This window comes from Streptomyces sp. NPDC005803, from assembly GCF_040630435.1.
In the GTDB taxonomy this organism is placed as follows: Bacteria; Actinomycetota; Actinomycetes; order Streptomycetales; family Streptomycetaceae; genus Streptomyces.
Window position 1 is genome coordinate 64,400 of the sequence record NZ_JBEXXO010000032.1, and the last position, 21,338, is coordinate 85,737.

17 protein-coding genes and 1 tRNA gene are annotated in these 21,338 nt (G+C 73.1%); 15 read left to right on the plus strand and 3 right to left on the minus strand.

The annotated features are described in order from the left end of the window. The first annotated feature begins 119 nt into the window (after nt 1–119). From ABZ454_RS33280 to ABZ454_RS33290, 3 genes are all read left to right on the plus strand, one after another. A complete protein-coding gene (locus ABZ454_RS33280; protein ID WP_359543320.1) occupies nt 120–1,451 on the plus strand; it encodes a nitrate/nitrite transporter in 1,332 nt (443 codons plus the stop codon). Between the two features lie 129 nt (nt 1,452–1,580). After that, complete coding sequence (locus ABZ454_RS33285; RefSeq protein WP_356319247.1) at nt 1,581–2,723, plus strand: uroporphyrinogen-III synthase; 1,143 nt, start codon at nt 1,581–1,583, stop codon at nt 2,721–2,723. Between the two features lie 162 nt (nt 2,724–2,885). Next, nucleotides 2,886–3,470 (plus strand): GNAT family protein, encoded by a 585-nt coding sequence (locus tag ABZ454_RS33290; RefSeq protein ID WP_359543321.1) that lies wholly within the window; start codon nt 2,886–2,888, stop codon nt 3,468–3,470. A gap of 13 nt (nt 3,471–3,483) precedes the next feature. Here the strand turns inward: ABZ454_RS33290 and ABZ454_RS33295 are convergent, their stop codons facing one another. Further along, on the minus strand, nt 3,484–4,038 hold the full coding sequence (locus ABZ454_RS33295) for a GNAT family N-acetyltransferase (protein WP_359543322.1): 555 nt from the start codon (nt 4,036–4,038) through the stop codon (nt 3,484–3,486). A 113-nt stretch (nt 4,039–4,151) separates the two neighbouring features. On the opposite strand from ABZ454_RS33295, the gene ABZ454_RS33300 reads away from it, so the two are divergent. From ABZ454_RS33300 to ABZ454_RS33325, 6 genes are all read left to right on the plus strand, one after another. After that, nucleotides 4,152–4,796 (plus strand): ABATE domain-containing protein, encoded by a 645-nt coding sequence (locus ABZ454_RS33300; protein WP_359543323.1) that lies wholly within the window; start codon nt 4,152–4,154, stop codon nt 4,794–4,796. A gap of 67 nt (nt 4,797–4,863) precedes the next feature. After that, entirely contained in the window at nt 4,864–5,451 is a 588-nt protein-coding gene (locus ABZ454_RS33305; RefSeq protein ID WP_356319243.1) for a sigma-70 family RNA polymerase sigma factor, read from the plus strand. Beyond that, entirely contained in the window at nt 5,448–6,296 is an 849-nt protein-coding gene (locus ABZ454_RS33310; protein WP_359543324.1) for a zf-HC2 domain-containing protein, read from the plus strand. Before ABZ454_RS33305 ends, ABZ454_RS33310 begins: the two co-directional genes overlap by 4 nt. A gap of 129 nt (nt 6,297–6,425) precedes the next feature. After that, a complete protein-coding gene (locus tag ABZ454_RS33315) occupies nt 6,426–8,807 on the plus strand; it encodes a UvrD-helicase domain-containing protein (protein ID WP_359543325.1) in 2,382 nt (793 codons plus the stop codon). Between the two features lie 416 nt (nt 8,808–9,223). Further along, nucleotides 9,224–10,657 (plus strand): NAD-dependent malic enzyme, encoded by a 1,434-nt coding sequence (locus tag ABZ454_RS33320; protein ID WP_356319239.1) that lies wholly within the window; start codon nt 9,224–9,226, stop codon nt 10,655–10,657. 342 nt (nt 10,658–10,999) lie between these two features. Beyond that, nucleotides 11,000–11,281: an HU family DNA-binding protein gene (locus ABZ454_RS33325; protein WP_003968811.1), complete on the plus strand. Its 282-nt coding sequence runs from the start codon at nt 11,000–11,002 to the stop codon at nt 11,279–11,281. A 129-nt stretch (nt 11,282–11,410) separates the two neighbouring features. Here ABZ454_RS33325 and murA read toward each other — a convergent pair whose 3' ends face one another. Beyond that, nucleotides 11,411–12,751, minus strand: a complete 1,341-nt coding sequence (murA, locus tag ABZ454_RS33330; RefSeq protein ID WP_356319238.1) for a UDP-N-acetylglucosamine 1-carboxyvinyltransferase — start codon at nt 12,749–12,751, stop codon at nt 11,411–11,413. 441 nt (nt 12,752–13,192) lie between these two features. Between murA and ABZ454_RS33335 the strand changes: the two genes are divergently transcribed. The 6 genes from ABZ454_RS33335 (at nt 13,193) to ABZ454_RS33360 (ending at nt 21,171) form a co-directional block, all read left to right on the plus strand. Further along, nucleotides 13,193–13,753 (plus strand): YqgE/AlgH family protein, encoded by a 561-nt coding sequence (locus tag ABZ454_RS33335; protein ID WP_356319237.1) that lies wholly within the window; start codon nt 13,193–13,195, stop codon nt 13,751–13,753. A gap of 29 nt (nt 13,754–13,782) precedes the next feature. Next, nucleotides 13,783–14,076, plus strand: coding sequence for a DUF3039 domain-containing protein (locus ABZ454_RS33340; protein WP_266779385.1), 294 nt, complete (start codon nt 13,783–13,785; stop codon nt 14,074–14,076). 304 nt (nt 14,077–14,380) lie between these two features. Beyond that, nucleotides 14,381–16,015, plus strand: coding sequence for a beta-N-acetylhexosaminidase (locus tag ABZ454_RS33345; protein WP_359543326.1), 1,635 nt, complete (start codon nt 14,381–14,383; stop codon nt 16,013–16,015). A 322-nt stretch (nt 16,016–16,337) separates the two neighbouring features. Next, nucleotides 16,338–17,234, plus strand: coding sequence for an FAD binding domain-containing protein (locus ABZ454_RS33350; RefSeq protein ID WP_356319235.1), 897 nt, complete (start codon nt 16,338–16,340; stop codon nt 17,232–17,234). Then, nucleotides 17,231–18,829: a 2Fe-2S iron-sulfur cluster-binding protein gene (locus ABZ454_RS33355; RefSeq protein ID WP_359543327.1), complete on the plus strand. Its 1,599-nt coding sequence runs from the start codon at nt 17,231–17,233 to the stop codon at nt 18,827–18,829. Before ABZ454_RS33350 ends, ABZ454_RS33355 begins: the two co-directional genes overlap by 4 nt. Beyond that, on the plus strand, nt 18,826–21,171 hold the full coding sequence (locus tag ABZ454_RS33360) for a molybdopterin cofactor-binding domain-containing protein (protein WP_356319233.1): 2,346 nt from the start codon (nt 18,826–18,828) through the stop codon (nt 21,169–21,171). The genes ABZ454_RS33355 and ABZ454_RS33360 overlap by 4 nt, the downstream gene beginning before the upstream one ends. 63 nt (nt 21,172–21,234) lie before the next feature. Here ABZ454_RS33360 and ABZ454_RS33365 read toward each other — a convergent pair. Beyond that, nucleotides 21,235–21,309 (minus strand) — tRNA-Cys (locus tag ABZ454_RS33365). Nucleotides 21,310–21,338 lie beyond the last annotated feature (29 nt).

Consider the following 21,338-nt stretch of genomic DNA (forward strand, 5'->3'; position numbering starts at 1 on the left):
CCGGGCCGTCCGCGGCCCGGTGAGAGCAAGGTTGCGCACCGGTCACCTCACGGCACCGCACCGAAACGCGGGCTTCCTAGGGTCGGGGACAACACCCCGACCACCCGTGGAGGCGCGTGATGGCTGGCCGTTGGATCGAGCACTGGGAGCCGGAGGACGAGACGTTCTGGCGAGAGAAGGGCGAGCGGATCGCCCGCCGGAACCTCTGGTTCTCCGTACTCTCCGAGCACATCGGCTTCTCGATCTGGACCCTGTGGTCGGTGATGGTCCTGTTCATGGGGCCGGAGTACGGGGTGGACCCGGCCGGCAAGTTCTTCCTGATCTCCACCGCGACGCTGGTCGGCGCCCTCGTGCGCATCCCGTACACGTTCGCCGTGGCCCGCTTCGGCGGCCGGAACTGGACCGTGTTCAGCGCGTTCACCCTGCTGGTGCCGACGGTCGCCGCCTTCGTCGTGATGGAGCCGGGGACCTCGTACACCACCTTCGTGGCCGTGGCCGCGCTGACCGGCATCGGCGGCGGCAACTTCGCCTCCTCGATGACGAACATCAACGCCTTCTTCCCGCTGCGCAAGAAGGGCTGGGCGCTCGGACTCAACGCGGGCGGCGGCAACATCGGGGTGCCCGTGGTGCAGCTCATCGGGCTGCTCGTGATCGGGACCGCGGGCGCCACGCACCCGCGGATCGTGCTCGGCGTGTACATCCCGCTGATCGTCGTCGCCGCGCTGTGCGCCGCGTACTTCATGGACAACCTGGCGCCCGTGCAGAACGACACCGGGGCCGCGAAGGACGCCGTGCGCGACCCGCACACCTGGATCATGGCGGTGCTCTACATCGGCACCTTCGGCTCCTTCATCGGCTACAGCTTCGCCTTCGGGCTCGTCCTGCAGACCCAGTTCGGCCGGACCCCGCTGCAGGCCGCCTCGCTCACCTTCATCGGCCCGCTGCTGGGGTCGCTCATCAGGCCCGTCGGCGGCTGGCTGGCCGACCGGTACGGCGGCGCCCGGATCACGCTGGCGAACTACGCGGCCATGGCCGCGGCCACCGGTGTCGTCGTGTACGCCTCCGGCGTCGAATCGCTCACCGTGTTCCTCATCGGCTTCACCGCCCTGTTCGTCCTCACGGGTCTGGGCAACGGATCGACGTTCAAGATGATCCCGGGCATCTTCCACGCCAAGGCGATCGCCCAGGGACTGCGCGGCGAGGAGGCGGCGGCCCAGGGGCGGCGGCTGTCCGGGGCGGCGATGGGGCTCATCGGCGCGGTCGGGGCGCTCGGCGGGCTCGCCATCAACCTCGCGTTCCGGCAGTCCTTCCAGACCTCGGGCGCCGGAACGGCGGCCTTCTGGTCCTTCCTCGCCTTCTACGGGGTGTGTTTCGCGCTCACCTGGGCGGTATACCTTCGCCGCACCGCGGCCGTCCCCGCGAAGCCGCAGCTCAGCTATGCCGAGGTGTGATGATGACCTCGGGATGTCAGGTGACGTAACGGGCGGGAAATACGGGTGAACCGAGCCTGTCACGCTTCGTTGGCAGGCTCGGCTCTCCGCACCATCGAGCAGTAGCGGGACGAGAGCCGGGTAGACCATATGCACGACGACGAACAGCACGGGCCCCTCGAGGGCTTCACGGTCGGTGTCACGGCCGCGCGCCGGGCGGACGAGCTCGCCACCCTGCTGCGGCGGCGGGGCGCCACCGTGGTGCACGCGCCCGCCCTGCGGATCGTGCCGCTGGCCGACGACAGCGAACTGCTCGCCGCCACCAAGGAACTCATCGACGACGTACCCGACGTCGTCCTCGCCACCACGGCGATCGGCTTCCGCGGCTGGATCGAGGCCGCCGACGGCTGGGGCGTCGGGGAACAGCTGCTGGACACCCTGCGCGGGGTCGAACTGCTGGCCCGTGGGCCCAAGGTCAAGGGCGCGGTCCGGGCCGCCGGGCTGACCGAGACCTGGTCACCGGCGTCCGAATCCATGGCGGAGGTGCTGGAGCGGCTCCTGGAGGAGGGCGTCGAGGGCCGCCGGATCGCCCTCCAGCTGCACGGCGAACCCCTCCCCGGCTTCGTGGAGTCGCTCCGCGCGGCCGGCGGCGAGGTCGTGGGCGTCCCCGTCTACCGCTGGATGCCGCCCGAGGACATCGCCCCGCTCGACCGGCTCATCGACATCACCGTCGCGGGCGGCCTGGACGCGCTCACCTTCACCAGCGCCCCGGCAGCGGTCTCCCTGCTGCGCCGGGCCGAGGAACGCGGGCTGCTGACCGAGCTGACGGTCGCCCTGCAGGGCGACGTCCTCTCCGCCTGCGTCGGACCGGTCACCGCACTGCCGTTGCAGGACCGAGGCATCGACACCTTCCAGCCGGAGCGCTTCCGGCTCGGTCCGCTCGTCCAGCTGCTCTGCCGGGAACTCCCCTCCCGGGCGCGGACCCTGCCGGTCGCCGGGCACCGGGTCGAGATCCGCGGCCACGCCGTGCTCGTCGACGACGAGCTGCGGGCGGTGCCGCCCGCCGGCATGGCCCTGCTGCACACCCTGGCCCGCAGGCCGGGCTGGGTGGTGGCCCGTGCCGACCTGCTGCGCGCCCTGCCCGGCAGCGGTACGGACGAGCACGCGGTGGAGACGGCGATGGCCCGGCTGCGCACCGCGCTCGGGGTGCCCCGGCTGATCCAGACGGTCGTCAAACGCGGCTACCGGCTGGCCCTGGACCCGGCTTCCGACGCCAAGTACGCCGACTCCTGAGGGCACCGGCGTGCGCTGAGGAAGGAGTGGTGGGGCCGGGCCCGCTCCCCTGGCCCATGCGCCCGGTTCTCCACGGGGGCGTCCGGGCGGGCGCGGAGAGCCGCCGTGCGGACAGGGCAGGAGCCGGGACGGCGGATCTCCGCCCCGGGATAGCGTGCGGGGATGAACGATGACATCCACCGGATCGACGCGGAGATACGGCTCCGTCCGCTCGCCCTGGACGACGCCGCCGCCCTCGCCGGAGCACTGACCCGCAGCCGTGCGTACATGCGGCCGTGGGAACCCGTGCGGCCCGCCGCCTTCTACACCGAGGAGGGGCAGCGCGAGCGGCTGGCCGGCGTGCTGGCGGACCGTGACGCGGGGCGCGCGATGCCGTGGGTGCTCTGCGACGCGCGGGACCGGGCGGTCGGCGCGTTCACCCTCAACGGCGTGGTGCTCGGGGCGTTCCGCAGCGCCGCCCTCGGTTACTGGATCGACGTGGACTTCGCGGGGCGCGGACTGGCCACCGCCGCGGTGCGGCTGATCTGCGAACTGGCCCGGGACGAGATGGGGTTGCACCGGATCGAGGCCGGGACGCTGCCGTACAACGTGGCGTCGCAGCGCGTGCTCGCCAAGTGCGGTTTCGAACAGATCGGCCTGGCCCCGGGCTACCTCCACATCGACGGCGAGTGGCGTGAACACCGGCTGTTCCAACGCCTCCTGCACGACGGTCCGGTGACCGGGGCGCCAGCGGCGACGGGGGCCTGAGAGGCCCCGCCGGTCACCTGCCGTGCCCGGCCGGCCGGCGCGTGTGGCGGTGGCCCTTCCTCGGCCACGGAGGGTGCGGTGGCAGCACCTCCACGAAGCCGTACCCGGCCTTCTCCGCGACCCGGCACGACGGCTCGTTGTCCACCTGGTGCAGCAGGTCCAGCCGTACCAGCCCGTCGCCGGCGAACGCCGCGAACGCCCAGTCGGTGAGCGCTTCGAGGGCCCGCGGGGCGATGCCGCGGCCGCGGGCGGGCGCCGCCGTCCAGTAGCCGACCTCGGCCGATCCCGAGCCGGGCGCGGGGTGCACGAGGACGACGTTTCCGACGGGAGCCTCCCCGAGCGCCGTGTCCACGACGGCGAAACTGTGGCGCAGCCCGGAGGCCCGGCCCTCCTCCTGGTCCCGCAGCCAGCGCTCCGCCGCCTCCGCGTCCGCCACCGGGGCGCGGGACCCGGCCTGTATCGCCGGGTCGCGGTAGGCGTCGAGCAGGACCGCGAGGTCACCCGGCAGCCAGGGGCGGAGCACCAGGGAGCCGGACCGGAGACGGTCGGTGTGCGGCTGGTCCGTCATCGGTCCATCGTACGAGCGGAGCCGGCGCGGCCCGCGTGGCAGGGGTTCCGGCCGGGGGGCGCGCGGGGCACTCTGGTGGGGACGGCGACCGGACCCGAGGCGGTGGCATGCGCATGGCGACGCGCAGGGGCTCGTACGACCGGCGGTTCGACTCCGGGCGGCTCTGCCTGGACCTGGTCGCCACGGGCGCGGGGGGTCCGGGCACCGCCGACCCGCTGGACCGCCCCGAGGGGCTCGCCGACTGGCTGGTGGCCGCCGGGGCCGTACCGCGGGGCACCCGGCTCGACGGCGTGGACGACCACTGGCTCGTGTGCTTCCGGCAGTTGAGGAGCGCCGTGGACCGGCTGCTGACGGCACAGCTCGGCGGGCGGGCAGCGGACGGCGCACTGGAGCGCGTCAACGCGCTCGCCGCCGACGCGCCACCCGGCCTGTGCGCCGTGCGCGCCGGGAACGGCACCCTGGTACGCGGCCTGAGTGCCGAGCCCGGCTGCGGGGCGCTGCTGGCCGCGGTGGCGCGGGACGCCGTGGAACTCCTCACCGATCCGGTGGCCCTGGCCGGGCTGCGCCGCTGCGAGGGCGACCACTGCCGCCGCGTCTACCTGGACACCTCACGCGGCCGGCGCCGGCGCTGGTGCTCCAGCGAGGTCTGCGGCAACCGCGAACGGGTCGCCCGGCACCGGCGGCGTCACACGGACCCGGCCGGCGCCTCCCCGGCACCGGAAGTCCCGCCGGCGGAGAAAAAAGTGATCCCGCGTTGAATGGATCGCCCCGCATCCCCGTATCGATGACCAAGGAGCTCGACAGGGTCTCGACCGGGAGGTTCGTGTGCGCAAGGATGCGGCCGTGGCCGATGACCGTCCGCACAGGGCCCGGCATCGCGGTGGGCCGCCCGCGTCACCCTCCGCCGTCCCGGACGAGGAGCTGATGCGGGCGCTCTACCGCGAACACGCCGGCCCCCTGCTCGCGTACGTGCTCCGTCTCGTCGCCGGTGACCGGCAGCGCGCCGAGGACGTGGTGCAGGAGACGCTCATCCGTGCCTGGAAGAACGCCGGTTCGCTCAACAGGGCCACCGGTTCCGTCCGGCCCTGGCTGGTGACGGTCGCCCGGCGCATCGTCATCGATGGCCACCGCAGTCGGCAGGCCCGGCCGCACGAGGTCGACCCGTCGCCACTGGAGGTCATTCCCGCGGAGGACGAGATCGACAAGGCGCTCTGGCTGATGACGCTCGCGGACGCGCTCGACGATTTGACCCCGGCCCACCGGGAAGCATTGGTCGAGACCTACTTCAAGGGCCGTACGGTCAACGAGGCGGCCGAGGCGCTCGGCATCCCCAGTGGCACGGTGCGGTCCCGGGTCTTCTACGCACTGCGTTCGATGAAGCTCGCACTCGAAGAGAGGGGGATCACGGCATGAGCGACCACGAATGGGAGCCCTTCGGGCCCCGGCCGGCGGGTCCCTCCGGCCCCTCCGGGCCCTTCGCAGCCCCCGGCGCCCCCGTGGACGAGACGGGGCACGACGCGGCGGGGGCCTACGTCCTCGGCATCCTGGACGGGGCCGAGGCCGCCGCCTTCGAGGCGCATCTGTCCGGCTGCGCCCGCTGCGCCGCCCACCTCGACGCGTTCGCCGGCCTGGAGCCGATGCTCGCGATGCTCGCCGAGTCCCCGGCCTCCGTGCCCGGCGCCCGCCCCGTCCCGCACGTCCCCACGCCGCCCGCGCCCCGGGTGCTCGACGCCCTGGTCGACGAGGTCGCGGCCGGGCGCGCCCGGCGCACGCGCCGCGTGAGGTACCTGGTGGCGGCGGCGGCAGCGCTGATCATCGGCGGCCCGGTGGTCGCGGTGACGGCCGCCGGCGACGGCACGAGGAGCGTCGAGGCGGCCGACCCGCACCCCACCAGCCCCGCCGAGGACGCCTTCTTCCACCACATGAAGGAGAAGGCGCGGGCGACCGACCCCGGCACCGCGGTCGACGCCACGATCGGCCTGGAGCCGAAGGCCTGGGGCACGCACACCGTGCTGGAGCTGAAGAACGTGCGGGGCCCGCAGAAGTGCAGGCTGGTCGCGGTGTCGAAGACCGGCGAGGAGGAGGTCGTCACCTCCTGGTCCGTCCCGAAGTGGGGGTACGGCATCGAGGACTCCCCGCACCCCACCGCCAGGTACCCGCTCTACGTCCACGGCGGGGCCGCCATGGCCCGGGCCGACATCGACCACTTCGAGGTCCGCACGTTCGACGGCGAACGGCTGGTGAGCGTCGGCGTCTGAGCCGCCCCGCGCGCTCCCGAAACGCAATCGATATCCCGGCACGCAAGATCGACACCCGCGGCAGGTGCGCGACGGGTCCCCTTCGCATAAGGTTGACGGCTGCCCAATGCACATCAGAAGGGGGCCCCGGTGGCCGCGCAGGATGCCGCTGTCGATTCGTTGCGGGACCGGGAAATCGGTGTCGAGCAGGAACATCTCGACCGTGTGTACCACCGCCTCGAGGAGAAGATCCACGAGGCGGAATTTCTCATGAACGACGCCGTCAAGCGCGGCCAGGTGGGTACACCCGGCGCGCTCGCCGAGCGTGACGCCCAGGTGTTCCGCGCCGGAATCCACCTCAACCGGCTGAACAGCGAGTTCGAGGACTTCCTCTTCGGGAGGATCGACCTGCTGCTCGGCAAGGACGGTGAGCGCGGCCCGGACGGCGCCTTCACCTCCGTCGAACCGGCCGACGACGCCGTACGGGAGGACGGCACCGCCGACATCGCCGAGACGCTGCACATCGGCCGCATCGGGGTCCTCGACTCCGACTACGCGCCGCTGGTCATCGACTGGCGGGCCCCGGCGGCCGCGCCGTTCTACCGCTCGACGCCGAAGGAACCGGGCCGGGTGGTGCGCCGCCGGGTCATCCGCTCCAAGGGCCGCCGCGTCCTCGGGGTCGAGGACGACCTGATGCGCCCGGAACTGACCGCCCACCTGGGCGGCGGCACGCTCCCCGTCATCGGGGACGGCGCGCTGATGGCGGCGCTCGGACAGGCCCGCAGCCACACCATGCGGGACATCGTCTCCTCCATCCAGGCCGAGCAGGACCTGGTGATCCGGGCCCCCGCCGCCTCGGTCACCGAGGTCTCCGGCGGCCCCGGCACCGGCAAGACCGCGGTCGCCCTGCACCGTGCCGCGTACCTGCTCTACCAGGACCGGCGGCGGTACGCGGGCGGCATCCTGATCGTCTCGCCGACGCCCCTGCTGGTCGCGTACACCGAAGGCGTGCTCCCCTCCCTCGGCGAGGAGGGCCAGGTCGCGATCCGCGCGGTCGGCTCGCTGTCCGACGAGGCGGCCGGCCCGGAGGGCGCCACCACCTACGACGAACCGGCCGTCGCGCGGATCAAGGGCTCCTCCCGGATGCTCCACGTGCTGCGCAAGGCGGCCCGGGGGGCGCTGGAACAGCCCGCGCCCCGGCCGGCGGACCCGGAGGAGGGCCAGCTGGCGTTCGGGGAGGCCGACCAGGCCCCTCAGGAGGCCGGCACCCCCACCCGGCTGCGGGTGGTGGCCTTCGGCGCCCGGGTCGAGCTGCACGAGGACGAGCTGCGGCGCATCCGCAACAACGTCCTCGGCGGCACCGCACCCGTCAACCTGCTGCGCCCGCGCGCCCGCAAGCTGCTGCTCGACGCGCTGTGGAACAGGTCCTCGGGCCGGGGCCGCTACACCGACCCGGAGCTCGCGGCCGAACTGCGCTCGTCGTTCGACGAGGACGTCTCCACCGAGACGCCCTTCATCGAGTTCCTGAACGCCTGGTGGCCCGAGCTCACCCCGCGCGGGGTGCTCGCCGCGATGGCGGACGAGAAGCGGCTCGCCCGCTGGGCGCGCCGCACCCTCAACCAGGGCGAGGTGCGCCGGCTCGCGCGCTCCCTGAAGAGGCTCGACGCGCAGGGCCGCGGCCCGCTGTCCGTCCACGACGTGGCGATCCTCGACGAGCTCCAGACGCTGCTCGGCACCCCGCACCGGCCCAAGCGCAAGCGCGAGGCCGACCCGCTGGACCAGCTCACCGGCCTGGAGGAGCTGATGCCGCAGCGCGAGGAGACCCAGTGGGAGCGGGCCGAGCGGCTCGCGGCGGAGCGCACGGAGTACGCCCACGTCATCGTCGACGAGGCGCAGGACCTCACGCCCATGCAGTGGCGGATGGTCGGCCGCCGGGGCCGGCACGCCACCTGGACGATCGTCGGCGACCCGGCGCAGTCCAGCTGGTCCGATCCGGACGAGGCGGCGGCGGCCCGTGACGAGGCGCTGGGCAGCCGCCCGCGCCGCACCTTCACCCTGACCGTCAACTACCGCAACCCGGCGGAGATCGCCGAGCTCGCCGCCAAGGTCCTGGCGCTCGCGATGCCGGGCATGGAGTCCCCGGCGGCGGTCCGCTCCACGGGCGTGCGCCCGCGCTTCGAGACCGTGCGGGACGGCGATCTGGCCGGCACCGTCCGTGAGGAGGCGCGGCGGCTGCTCGCCGAGGTGGACGGCACGGTCGGGGTCGTCGTCGCGATGAACCGGCGGGCCCAGGCCCGTAAGTGGCTCGCGGAGCTCGGTGAGCGCGTGGTGGCGCTGGGCAGCCTGGAGGCGAAGGGCCTGGAGTACGACGCCACGGTGGTCGTCTCGCCCGCGGAGATCGCGGACGAGTCCCCGGCGGGGCTGCGGGTGCTGTACGTGGCGCTGACGCGGGCGACCCAGCAGCTCACGGTCGTCTCGGGGGAGCGGGACCTGCCCGACGAGGACGGGGTTCCCGACCTGCTCAGGGACTGACGGGCCCCGCGGCGGCGGGGGCGCGGGAAGCTTTTTTCCGTCAACCCGCGCAGAGGGAATCACTTCTCCGGGGTCTTTGTTAGCCTGGTGTACGGCACCGGCTCGATCCAAGCCCCCGGGCCCAACCTTCGTCGCTTCGAGCGACCACTTGCCGCGAGGCGAGCATGGCGGGTCGGTGCCGTCAACTGAAGAAGACAGACCCGCGTCACCCTCCGGTGGCGTGGGTCTGTTTCTGTTTACGGGCCCGATGGGGTTCCGTGAAGCCCCCAGTATCTCGTATGGTGGAAAACGGTTTCCGAAGAGCGGCAGTCATTACCGGCTACTCGTCGGTAGGTGCGAATATCGGAAGGCGTGTCCGGCGGCAGCAGATCCGGCCACGCATAGCAATGAAGCTAAGGAAAGCGAAGGACTCGGCCATGGCAACGGCGCCCAGCGTCTCGTACTCGATGACGGTCAGGCTGGAGGTGCCCGCGAGCGGCACAGCGGTCTCCCAGCTCACCACGGCCGTGGAGTCCTCCGGCGGTTCGGTCACCGGCCTCGACGTGACCGCTTCCGGCCACGAGAAGCTGCGGATCGACGTCACGATCGCCGCCTCCTCCACCTCGCACGCGGACGAGATCGTCGAGGGTCTGCGGGACATCGAGGGCGTCGTCCTCGGCAAGGTCTCCGACCGTACGTTCCTGATGCACCTCGGCGGCAAGATCGAGATGGCGTCGAAGCATCCCATCCGCAACCGTGACGACCTCTCGATGATCTACACCCCGGGCGTGGCCCGGGTCTGCATGGCGATCGCCGAGAACCCCGAGGACGCCCGGCGCCTCACCATCAAGCGCAACTCCGTCGCAGTCGTGACGGACGGCTCCGCGGTGCTCGGCCTCGGCAACATCGGCCCGATGGCCGCCCTGCCGGTGATGGAGGGCAAGGCGGCCCTCTTCAAGCGCTTCGCCGGCATCGACGCCTGGCCGATCTGCCTGGACACCCAGGACACGGACGCCATCGTCGAGATCGTCAAGGCGATCGCCCCCGGGTTCGCGGGCATCAACCTGGAGGACATCTCCGCGCCGCGCTGCTTCGAGATCGAGGCCCGGCTGCGCGAGGCCCTCGACATCCCCGTCTTCCACGACGACCAGCACGGCACCGCCATCGTCGTCCTGGCCGCCCTGACCAACGCGCTGCGCGTGGTGGGCAAGGGGATCGGGGACGTACGGGTCGTCATGTCCGGCGCCGGGGCGGCCGGCACGGCCATCCTGAAGCTGCTCATCGCCGCGGGCGTCAAGCACGCGGTCGTCGCCGACATCCACGGGGTGGTGCACGCCGGGCGCGAGGACCTGATCTCCGCCCACGTCGACTCGCCGCTGCGCTGGATCGCCGACAACACCAACCCGGAGTCCGTCACCGGCACCCTCAAGCAGGCCGTCGTGGGCGCCGACGTCTTCATCGGCGTCTCGGCCCCGAACGTCCTGGACGGCGACGACGTCGCGGCCATGGCCGAGGGTGCGATCGTGTTCGCGCTTGCGAACCCGGACCCCGAGGTGGACCCGGCAATCGCACGCCTGACGGCGGCAGTTGTGGCCACCGGCCGCTCGGACTTCCCCAATCAGATCAACAACGTCCTCGTCTTCCCCGGCGTCTTCCGCGGTCTGCTGGACGCTCAGTCCCGCACCGTCAACACGGAGATGATGCTCGCCGCCGCCCGCGCCCTCGCCGACGTCGTCGCCGAGGAAGAGGTGAACGCGAACTACATCATCCCGTCGGTCTTCAACGACAAGGTCGCCGGAGCGGTCGCGGGCGCGGTCCGGGACGCGGCCAAGGCGGCCGGCGCGGCTGTGACGGGCCCCACGTCCGTCTGATGTCCGGCGCGTCGCGGGTCGCGGCGCCCCAAACGCCCCTTTAGGGTGGGCGGGCGACGCGTCCCGCGGAGCCCCGCATCAGGTGCGGTCCGCTTCTGGGGAGTCGACGGAACGTCACCACGACGAGGCACTGGTGCATTTCGTACGGCTCCGGAGGGTGCCGGATTGGCTTTCCCGCCGCAGGTGGGGGCAGGATGCTTTCCCAAGGACTTCGTCCGGGGGAGACCCCACGGGGCGCGAAGGTCTGAAAAACGGACCCGGGTCCGGGCACTGTCCGAGGGCCCTGGCAGCATCGGCTTCGATCTCACGCCTCACAGGCAAGAAGAACACGGGAGTAACAACATGAACCGCAGTGAGCTGGTGGCCGCCCTGGCCGACCGCGCCGAGGTGACTCGCAAGGACGCCGACGCCGTGCTGGCCGCGCTCGCCGAGACCGTCGGTGAGATCGTCGCCAAGGGCGACGAGAAGGTCACCATCCCCGGTTTCCTGACCTTCGAGCGCACCCACCGTGCCGCTCGCACCGCTCGTAACCCGCAGACCGGCGACCCGATCAACATCCCGGCCGGCTACAGCGTGAAGGTCTCCGCGGGCTCGAAGCTCAAGGAAGCCGCCAAGGGCAAGTAAGACCCCTGGGCACGACGAAGGGCGGTCACCCCGACCAGGGTGGCCGCCCTTCGGCGTACGGGCCGCAGAGGGCCGTTACCGGGCCTCCAGGGCTGTGGTCCCGGGGGCGCCGGCCCCCGGGACCCCTCCTCAGACCAGCGAACCGCCCGGCAGCTCCACCTTCGCGCCGAGCTTCTCCAGCTTCTCCATGAAGTTCTCGTAGCCGCGGTTGATCAGGTCGATCCCGTGCACCCGGGACGTCCCCTGGGCCGCCAGGGCGGCGATCAGGTACGAGAAGCCGCCGCGCAGGTCCGGGATGACCAGGTCCGCGCCCTGCAGCTTCGTCGGCCCGGAGACGACCGCGGAGTGCAGGAAGTTGCGCTGGCCGAAGCGGCAGTCGGACCCGCCCAGGCACTCGCGGTAGAGCTGGATGTGCGCGCCCATCTGGTTGAGCGCCGAGGTGAAGCCGAGCCGCGACTCGTACACCGTCTCGTGGACGATCGACAGGCCGGCGGCCTGCGTCAGCGCCACGACCAGCGGCTGCTGCCAGTCGGTCTGGAAGCCGGGGTGCACGTCCGTCTCCAGCGCGATGGCGTTCAGGGCGCCGCCCGGGTGCCAGAAGCGGATGCCCTCGTCGTCGATCTCGAAGGCGCCGCCGACCCGGCGGTAGGTGTTCAGGAACGTCATCATCGAGCGCTGCTGGGCGCCGCGGACGTAGATGTTGCCCTCGGTCGCCAGCGCGGCGGACGCCCAGGAGGCGGCCTCCAGGCGGTCCGGGATCGCCCGGTGGGTGTAACCGTCGAGCCGGTCGACCCCGGTGATCCGGATGGTCCGGTCGGTGTCCATGGAGATGATCGCGCCCATCTTCTGCAGTACGCAGATGAGGTCCTCGATCTCCGGCTCCACGGCCGCGTTGGACAGCTCGGTGACGCCCTCGGCGAGCACCGCGGTCAGCAGCACCTGCTCGGTGGAGCCGACCGAGGGGTACGGCAGCCGGATCTTGGTGCCGCGCAGCCGCTGCGGGGCCTCCAGGTACTGGCCGTCCGCCCGCTTCTCGATCGTCGCGCCGAACTGGCGCAGCACGTCGAAGTGGAAGTCGATCGGCCGGCCGCCGATGTCGCAGCCGCCGAGCCCGGGGATGAACGCGTGGCCGAGCCGGTGCAGCAGCGGGCCGCAGAACAGGATCGGGATGCGCGAAGAGCCCGCGTGGGCATCGATGTCGGCGACGTTCGCACTCTCGACGTGGGTGGGGTCGAGGATCAGCTCACCGGGTTCGTCGCCCGGACGGACCGTCACGCCGTGCAGCTGCAGCAGCCCGCGCACCACCCGCACATCGCGGATGTCGGGCACGTTGCGCAGGCGGCTGGGCCCGCTGCCGAGCAGCGCGGCGACCATCGCCTTCGGCACCAGGTTCTTGGCGCCTCGGACGCGGATCTCGCCCTCCAGCGGGGTGCCGCCGTGGACAAGCAGGACATCGTCTGTGCCGGTCATGAATCTCGCGTTCCGGAGTGGTCGGGCAGGGGGCCAATCGCCAGGGTAATGGCCCGGCGCCCCCCATCCGTAAGGGAACGGGGGGAGTGGGAACGTCACGGATCCGCCCCGACACGCTGTGCTTCCCTGATCTTGCGGAGGGTTACCGTCCGGATGGGGGGGCGGTCGTGCGCTCCATGTGCACCCGTGCGCCCTGAGCTGCGCTAGGCCACGCAGGGTGCGCGAACGGTCACGCAACGTGTGTCCGGTGGATCATCGCCGGGTGCGTGACGTCCGGCACGACACCGCGCGGCGTTGCCGGAACGCCCGGTTACTCCCGCTATGCGGTCGATGCGGCGCCTTGTGCCGCACCGCACCGGACGCCGCGCCCCGTCCGGCCCCGGTGCGCCGGACTCCCCGCTCGGCTCCCGCGCGGGCCGAAGATGCGGGATCATTTCTGCCATGACCGAGGTGTCCTCGCTCACGGGGCGACTGCTCGTGGCCACACCCGCCCTCGCCGACCCGAATTTCGACCGCGCGGTGGTGCTGCTCCTCGACCACGACGAGGAGGGTTCGCTCGGCGTGGTCCTGAACCGCCCGACCCCGGTCGGCGTCGGAGACATCCTCGCGTCCTGGGCGGAGCTGACCGGTGAGCCCGACGTCGTCTTCCAGGGCGGCCCCGTCTCGCTGGACTCGGCGCTCGGCGTGGCGGTCATCCCCGGCGACGAAGGCCCCCTGGGCTGGCGCCGGGTGTACGGGGCGATCGGGCTGGTGGACCTGGAGGCGCCCCCGGAGCTGCTGGCCGCGGCCCTCGGCTCGCTGCGGATCTTCGCGGGGTACGCCGGCTGGGGCCCCGGCCAGCTGGAGACGGAGCTGTCCGAGGGTGCCTGGTACGTCGTCGAGTCGGAACCCGGCGACGTGTCCTCGCCGCGCCCCGAAAGTCTGTGGCGGGCGGTCCTGCGCCGTCAGCGCAGCGAACTGGCCATGATCGCCACGTATCCGGACGACCCTTCGCTGAACTGACGGCCGGGCTTTCAGTACGCTTGGCGGTTATGAGCACTCTTGAGCCCGAGCGCGGGGCAGGTACCGGAACCCTCGTGGAACCGACGCCACAGGTGTCGAACGGCGACGGCGACCACGAGCGCTACGCCCATTACGTCCAGAAGGACAAGATCATGGCGAGTGCCCTGGAGGGCACCCCCGTGGTCGCGCTGTGCGGCAAGGTCTGGGTACCGGGGCGCGACCCCAAGAAGTACCCGGTCTGCCCCATGTGCAAGGAGATCTACGAGTCCATGGGCGCCGGAGGCGACAAGGACAAGGGCAAGGGCGGCAAGGACAAGCAGTAGTCCCGGCCCTACCACCGACCAGCCCGGAGGAGCCCCCGGGGCGCGCAGCGGCGTGCCCCGGGGGCTCCTCCGCGTGCGGGGGCGGTGGGCGTCGCACGGGCCGCGCCCGCGGGTCACAGAGTGGTGGGACCACTTGTCGGGCGCATTGGTCCGGACCTAGCCTCCTGCACGGTGTGCGGAACGAAAGGCGCAGGGCGCGTGTGCAAACCCCTTCCCTGAGGTCCCGGTCCCGTACCGGTCTTCTTCGTACGCGTACAGCCATGCCCGGTCCCGGGACCGGGCATGGCGGTTAAGGACTGACGACATGGACATGGAACTGATCCCGGCGCCCGCGAGCGTCGGCGACCGGGGGCGGGGCGGGTTCCTCCTGGACGCGTCCACCCCCATCGACGCTGCCCCCGGCACCGAGAGCACCGAGCGCTGGCTGCGTGCCACGCTCGGCGCCGCCTTCGGCCTGCCGCTCGCACCGGGCGCCGAGGGGGCCGCGCGCGCCATCCGGCTGCGCGTCGACCCGTCGTCGGCGCCCGAGGGCTACCGGCTGACCACCCAGCCCGACGGGAGCCTCGTGATCACGGGCGGCAGCCCCGCCGGGGTCTTCTGGGGCGCGCAGACGCTGCGTCAGCTGCTGGGGCCGGACGCCTTCCGCCGGGCGCCCGTCAGCGGCCGCACCACCCACGCCCTCGGGTTCACGGACATCGAGGACCGTCCCCGCTTCGGCTGGCGCGGCCTGATGCTCGACGTGGCACGGCACTTCCTGCCGAAGGACGACGTCCTGCGCTACCTCGACCTCCTCGCCGCCCACAAGCTGAACGTCTTCCACTTCCACCTCACCGACGACCAGGGCTGGCGCGTCGAGATCACGCGCTACCCGCGCCTGACCGAGGTGGGCGCGTGGCGCGCGCGCACCAAGTACGGCCACCGGGCGTCCGAGCTCTGGAACGAGACCCCGCACGGCGGTTACTACACGCAGGACGACATCCGCGAGATCGTGGCGTACGCCGCCGAGCGGCACATCCGGGTCGTCCCCGAGATCGACGTCCCGGGCCACTCGCAGGCCGCCATCAGCGCCTATCCGGAGCTGGGCAACACCGACGTCGTCGACACCACCGCGCTCCGCGTGTGGGACAACTGGGGCGTCAATCCGAACGTGCTCGCCCCCTCCGACCACACCCTGCGCTTCTACGAGGGCGTCTTCGAGGAACTGCTGGACCTCTTCCCCGTGGAGACCTCGCCGTTCATCCACATCGGCGGCGACGAATGCCCCAAGGACCAGTGGAAGCAGTCGCCGGCCGCCCAGGCCCGCATCAAGGAGCTCGGCCTCGCCGACGAGAACGAGCTGCAGTCCTGGTTCATCCGCCACTTCGACACCTGGCTCACCGCGCGGGGCCGCCGGCTCATCGGCTGGGACGAGATCCTGGAGGGCGGCCTGGCCGAGGGCGCCGCGGTCTCCTCGTGGCGTGGGTATGCGGGCGGCATCGCGGCCGCCGAGGCCGGGCACGACGTCGTCATGTGCCCGGAGCAGCAGGTGTATCTGGACCACCGTCAGCACGGCGGCCCCGACGAGCCGATGCCCATCGGATACGTCCGCACCCTGGAGGACGTCTACCGCTTCGAGCCCGTGCCGCCGGCCCTCTCCGAGGAGGCGGCCCGTCACGTCCTCGGCGCCCAGGCCAACGTCTGGACCGAGGTCATGCAGAACCGTGCCCGTGTCGACTACCAGGTCTTCCCCCGCCTCGCGGCCTTCGCCGAGGTCGCCTGGTCGGCCCTGCCCGCCCCGGCGGAACGGGACTTCGCGGACTTCGAGCGCCGTATGGCCACGCACTACGCGCGACTTGACGCGCTCGGCGTCGGCTACCGGCCGCCGGGCGGCCCGTTGCCGTGGCAGCGGCGCCCCGGGGTCCTGGGACGCCCGATCGAGGGAACACCCCCGAACGTGTGAGTCCGGACGCGGTCCGGTTGCCGCCGCCACGGTCCTCGGGGCCGTGGGGGCGGTGCCGTCCGGGCGGGGAACTCCCCCCGCACGAGCCTTCGCCCGCCGGAACGGATAAGTCGCACAAGCGCGTGGAAGGGCGGCAATTCGCCCTCTGTGCCGAAGAGGTGCGAAACGGGACCATTACCCTGGTCGGGGGCGGATACGCCCTTCGCGGACCCTCGCGTCGGGCCGGTCCGAAGATGTGCCAGAGTTGCCACGTCCGGGCTTTGAGCACGTACCGTACGGCGAAACAGGCGGGACGCCGGGACACCGGGAAGGGGCAGCTGGGTTGACCACGCACGCACCGCAGGCGGCGCAGTCCGTCACGCTGCCTGCCTCGCTGGACGAGGCCGTGGCGGCACTCGAAGCCATGCCCACCGCCGTCCCCGTGGCGGGCGGCACGGACCTGATGGCGGCCGTCAACAAGGGGCTTTTGCGCCCCTCCGCGCTGGTCGGCCTCGGCCGGATCAGCGAGATCCGCGGCTGGCACTACCAGGACGGGCACGCCCTGCTGGGCGCCGGTCTCACCCACGCGCGCATGGGACGGCCCGACTTCGCCGCCCTCATCCCCGCGCTCGCCGCGTCCGCGCGCGCCGCCGGTCCGCCCCAGATCCGCAACGCCGGAACGCTCGGCGGCAACATCGCCACCGCCGCGCCGACCGGTGACGCCCTGCCGGTCCTCGCCGCCCTGGAGGCCGAACTCGTCATCGGGGGCCCCGGCGGCGCGCGCCGCGAGATCCCCGTCTCGCACCTGCTGGCGGGCCGCGAGATGCTGGAGCCCGCCGAGGTGATCGGCTTCGTCCGCGTCCCCCTGCTGCACGCCCCGCAGGTCTTCCTGAAGGCGACCGGGCGCACCGGTCCCGGCCGGGCCACCGCCTCCGTCGCGATCGTGCTCGACCCCGCCCGGCGCGGGGTGCGCTGCGCGGTCGGCGCCATCGCGCCGATGCCGCTGCGGCCGCTGGAGGCCGAACGCTGGATCGCCTCACTGATCGACTGGGACGGCGAACGCGGCCTGGCCCCCGACGCGCTGGCCGCCTTCGGCGAGTACGTCGCCGCGGCCTGCGTCCCGGACCAGGCACCACCCGCCGACGGGGGAGAGGCGCCACCGCTGCCCCCCGCCGTACTGCACCTGCGGCGCACCGTCGCCGCACTGGCCCGACGCGCGCTGGGGAGGGCACTGTCGTGACCAACGAGGACCACGCCGACCGGCGCGGGGGCTGGGAGCCGACCCCGCAGGGCGGCGAGTACGACGCCGAGGCGACCGCCTTCGTCCACCTGCCGCCCGAGGACCTGGCGAACGTACCGCTGGCCGCACCCGGCCACGGCTACGTGCCGCCGATGATCCTTCCGCTGACCCCGATGGCCGGCCTCGACCCCGCGGCCACCGGCAGCTGGGCCGTCCCGGACCAGCAGCGTCAGCACGACGGGCAGGACCCGCACGACCAGCCGGAGCGGCAGGACGCCGCGGCCCCCGCGCCCGACGCGGTGCACTGGCCGGACCCGAACCAGCAGCAGTCGGCATACGGCTACCCGCCGGTCTCCCCGGAGTACCCCGACCAGTACCCCGGGGCCCAGGCCGCCACCGGCCAGTGGCACTTCGCCGAGTCGGACGCTCCCGCCGAGCCGGCCGGCCACACCGGCCAGTGGACGATCCCGGTCGCCCACGGCGACCTCCCGGAGGAGTCCGGCGAGTTCTCGGCCTCCGCGCTGGCCGCCGGCTGGTACGCGGACCGCACCCCGCCCGCCACGCTGCCGGGCGGTGCGCCCGCGCCGTGGGCGGCGCAGGAGCCCCCGACCGGGGGCACACCGGCCCTGGGGACGGACGTGGGGCACCTGTCCGAGCCCGTCTCCGACGTGCCGTCCGACGAGCCCGCGGACGAGCCCGCCCCGGACCCGGTCCCCGACGACATCGCCACCGGGCCGGAGACCGTCCCGGGCCCGCCCGGCTCCCCGGCCGGGGAGCCGTCGCACGAGGCTCCGGCGGACCCCGCCCAGGACGGGCGGCACCCCGCCCCCGAGCAGCCCGCCCCCGAGCACCCCGCCCCCGAGCACCCCGCCCCCGAGCACCCCGCCCCGGACCGGCTCGCCCCGGACCGGCTCGTCCCGGTCCCGGACGAGGTGCCGGCTCCGGACGACGAGGCCGTGGACGCCCCGCCCGCCGTGCCCGACCTGCCCAGCGAACACCCCGCCGCCTCCTACGTGCTGCACGTGAACGGGGCCGACCGGCCCGTCACCGACGCCTGGATCGGCGAGTCGCTGCTCTACGTGCTGCGTGAGCGCCTCGGCCTCGCCGGCGCCAAGGACGGCTGCTCACAGGGCGAGTGCGGTGCCTGCAACGTGCAGGTCGACGGCCGTCTCGTCGCCTCCTGCCTGGTCCCCGCGGCCACGGCGGCCGGCAGCGAGGTCCGTACCGTCGAGGGTCTGGCCGTCGACGGCGAGCCGTCCGACGTCCAGCGCGCGCTGGCGGACTGCGGCGCCGTGCAGTGCGGCTTCTGTATCCCCGGCATGGCCATGACCGTCCACGATCTGCTGGAGGGCAACCACGCCCCCAGCGAGCTGGAGACCCGCCAGGCGCTCTGCGGCAACCTCTGCCGCTGCACGGGCTACCGGGGCGTGCTCGACGCCGTGAACGAGGTCATCGCGGGCCGCGAGGCCGCCGCCGAGGCGGCCTCGGCACCCGCGCAGGAATCCGCGGACCCGGACGTGGCCCGCATCCCGCACCAGGCGGCGCCCGGCGCGGGTAGTGTGCAGGCCCACCTGCAGGACGGAGGCCTGGCGTGAGCAACGACGCAGCCACCGCGGCGGGCGCGACCCACACGGCGATCAGCATCCCGTCGCTGGACGGCCCGAGCGGCCCCGGCACCGAGCAGCCGCTGCTCGGCCTCGGCGCCTCCTTGCCGCCCGCCGACGCCCGCGCCAAGACCGAGGGCACCTTCCCGTACGCCGCCGACCTGTGGGCCGAGGGACTGCTCTGGGCCGCCGTGCTCCGCTCGCCGCACCCGCACGCCCGCATCCTGTCCATCGACACCTCGGCCGCGGCCGGGATGCCGGGCGTGCGCGCGGTCGTCACCCACGAGGACGTGCCCGGCGAGAGCAACTACGGCCGCCGCGTCGTCGACCGCCCGGTCTTCGCGTCCGACCTGGTCCGCCACCACGGCGAGCCGATCGCCGCGGTCGCCGCCGACCACCCGGACACCGCCCGGCTGGCCGCCGCCGCGATCACCGTCGAGTACGAGGTGCTGGAACCGGTCACCGACCCGGAGCAGGCCTTCGCCGCCGAGCCGCTGCACCCCGACGGCAATCTCATCCGCCACATCCCGCTGCGCTACGGCGACCCGGAGATCACCGGCGAGGTCGTCGTCGAGGGCCTCTACCGCATCGGCCGCCAGGACCCCGCCCCGATCGGCGCCGAAGCGGGCCTGGCCGTGCCCCGCCCCGACGGCGGCGTGGAGCTCTACACCGCCTCCACCGACCCCCACACCGACCGGGACCTCGCCGCCGCCTGCTTCGGCCTCGAACCCGACCGGGTGAAGGTCGTCGTCACCGGCGTGCCCGGCGCGACCGGCGACCGCGAGGACCCCGGCTTCCAGCTCCCCCTCGGCCTGCTCGCCCTGCGCACCGGCTGCCCGGTCAAGCTGGCCGCCACCCGCGAGGAGTCCTTCCTCGGCCACGCGCACCGCCACCCCACGCTGCTCCGCTACCGCCACCACGCGGACGCCGAGGGCCGCCTGGTCAAGGTCGAGGCCCAGATCCTCCTGGACGCGGGCGCCTACGCGGACGACTCGTCGGAGTCCCTGGCCGCCGCGGTCGCCTTCGCCTGCGGACCGTACGTCGTCCCGCACGCCTTCATCGAGGGCTGGGCGGTCCGTACGAACAACCCGCCGTCCGGCCACGTCCGGGGCGAGGGCGCGATGCAGGTCTGTGCCGCCTACGAGGGGCAGATGGACAAGCTGGCGGCCAAGCTCGGCATCGAACCGGCCGAACTGCGGATGCGCAACGTCCTGTCCACCGGCGACATCCTGCCCACCGGACAGACGGTGACCTGCCCCGCCCCGGTCGCGGAACTCCTGCGATCCGTACGGGACTTCCCGCTCCCCTCACTGCCCAAGGACGCCCCGGAGGACGACTGGCTGCTGCCCGGCGGCCCCGAGGGCGCGGGTGAACCCGGCGCCGTGCGGCGCGGGGTGGGGTACGCGCTCGGCATGGTCCACATGCTCGGCGCCGAGGGCGCCGACGAGGTCTCCACGGCCACCGTCCGGGTCCACGACGGGGTCGCGACCGTCATCTGCGCCGCCGTCGAGACGGGACAGGGCTTCACCACGCTGGCCCGTCAGGTCGTGCAGGAGACGCTCGGCATCGAGGAGGTGCACGTCGCGTCCGTCGACACCGACCAGCCCCCGGCCGGTCCGGCGACGCACGGCCGCCACACCTGGGTCTCCGCCGGAGCGGTCGAACGCGCGGCGAAGATGGTCCGCACCCAGCTGCTCCAGCCGCTGGCCCACACGTTCGGCATGTCCACCGAACTGCTCCAGATCGCCGACGGCAAGATCACCTCGTACGACGGGGTGCTCTCGACGACCGTCACGGAGGCGATGGACGGCAAGGAGCTCTGGGCCACCGCCCAGTGCCGCCCCCACCCCACGGAGCCGCTCGACGAGTCCGGCCAGGGCGACGCCTTCGTCGGCCTCGCCTTCTGCGCGATCCGCGCGGTGGTGGACGTCGACGTCGAGCTCGGCTCGATCCGTGTCGTGGAGATGGCGGTCGCCCAGGACGTCGGCCGGGTCCTCAACCCGTCCCAGCTGGCGACCCGCATCGAGGCGGGCGTCACGCAGGGCATCGGGGCCGCTCTGACGGAGAACCTCCGCAGCGCCCGCGGTCTCGTCCGGCACCCCGACCTGACGGGCTACGCCCTGCCGACGGCGCTGGACGCCCCGGACATCCGCATCGTCAGACTCGTCGAGGAACGCGACGTGGTGGCCCCCTTCGGCGCCAAGCCCGCCTCGGCGGTCCCGGTCGTGACCTCGCCGGCCGCCGTGGCCGCCGCGGTCCGCTCGGCCACCGGCCGCCCGGTCAACCGGCTCCCGATCAGGCCCCAGGCCGCGGTCGCCGCGCCCAAGCCCTGACCGGCCCCGCCCGCGAAACGCCACCGCCCGCCCCTCGGTGCGAGGGGCGGGCGGTGGCGTCCGTGGAGACCGTGACCGGATTCGAACCGGTGTAACTCGAGTTGCAGTCGAGCCCCTGAGCCTCTCGGGCACACGGTCGTGCGTTGTTGCGACGTCCCGACCGTAGG

Bases quoted from the DNA above. Each gene is read 5' to 3' on its own strand.
- ABZ454_RS33280 (WP_359543320.1), top strand. From the start codon at position 120: ATGGCTGGCCGTTGGATCGAGCACTGGGAGCCGGAGGACGAGACGTTC.
- ABZ454_RS33285 (WP_356319247.1), top strand. From the start codon at position 1,581: ATGCACGACGACGAACAGCACGGGCCCCTCGAGGGCTTCACGGTCGGT.
- ABZ454_RS33290 (WP_359543321.1), top strand. From the start codon at position 2,886: ATGAACGATGACATCCACCGGATCGACGCGGAGATACGGCTCCGTCCG.
- ABZ454_RS33295 (WP_359543322.1), bottom strand. From the start codon at position 4,038: ATGACGGACCAGCCGCACACCGACCGTCTCCGGTCCGGCTCCCTGGTG.
- ABZ454_RS33300 (WP_359543323.1), top strand. From the start codon at position 4,152: ATGGCGACGCGCAGGGGCTCGTACGACCGGCGGTTCGACTCCGGGCGG.
- ABZ454_RS33310 (WP_359543324.1), top strand. From the start codon at position 5,448: ATGAGCGACCACGAATGGGAGCCCTTCGGGCCCCGGCCGGCGGGTCCC.
- ABZ454_RS33320 (WP_356319239.1), top strand. From the start codon at position 9,224: ATGGCAACGGCGCCCAGCGTCTCGTACTCGATGACGGTCAGGCTGGAG.
- ABZ454_RS33325 (WP_003968811.1), top strand. From the start codon at position 11,000: ATGAACCGCAGTGAGCTGGTGGCCGCCCTGGCCGACCGCGCCGAGGTG.
- murA (WP_356319238.1), bottom strand. From the start codon at position 12,751: ATGACCGGCACAGACGATGTCCTGCTTGTCCACGGCGGCACCCCGCTG.
- ABZ454_RS33335 (WP_356319237.1), top strand. From the start codon at position 13,193: ATGACCGAGGTGTCCTCGCTCACGGGGCGACTGCTCGTGGCCACACCC.
- ABZ454_RS33340 (WP_266779385.1), top strand. From the start codon at position 13,783: ATGAGCACTCTTGAGCCCGAGCGCGGGGCAGGTACCGGAACCCTCGTG.
- ABZ454_RS33345 (WP_359543326.1), top strand. From the start codon at position 14,381: ATGGACATGGAACTGATCCCGGCGCCCGCGAGCGTCGGCGACCGGGGG.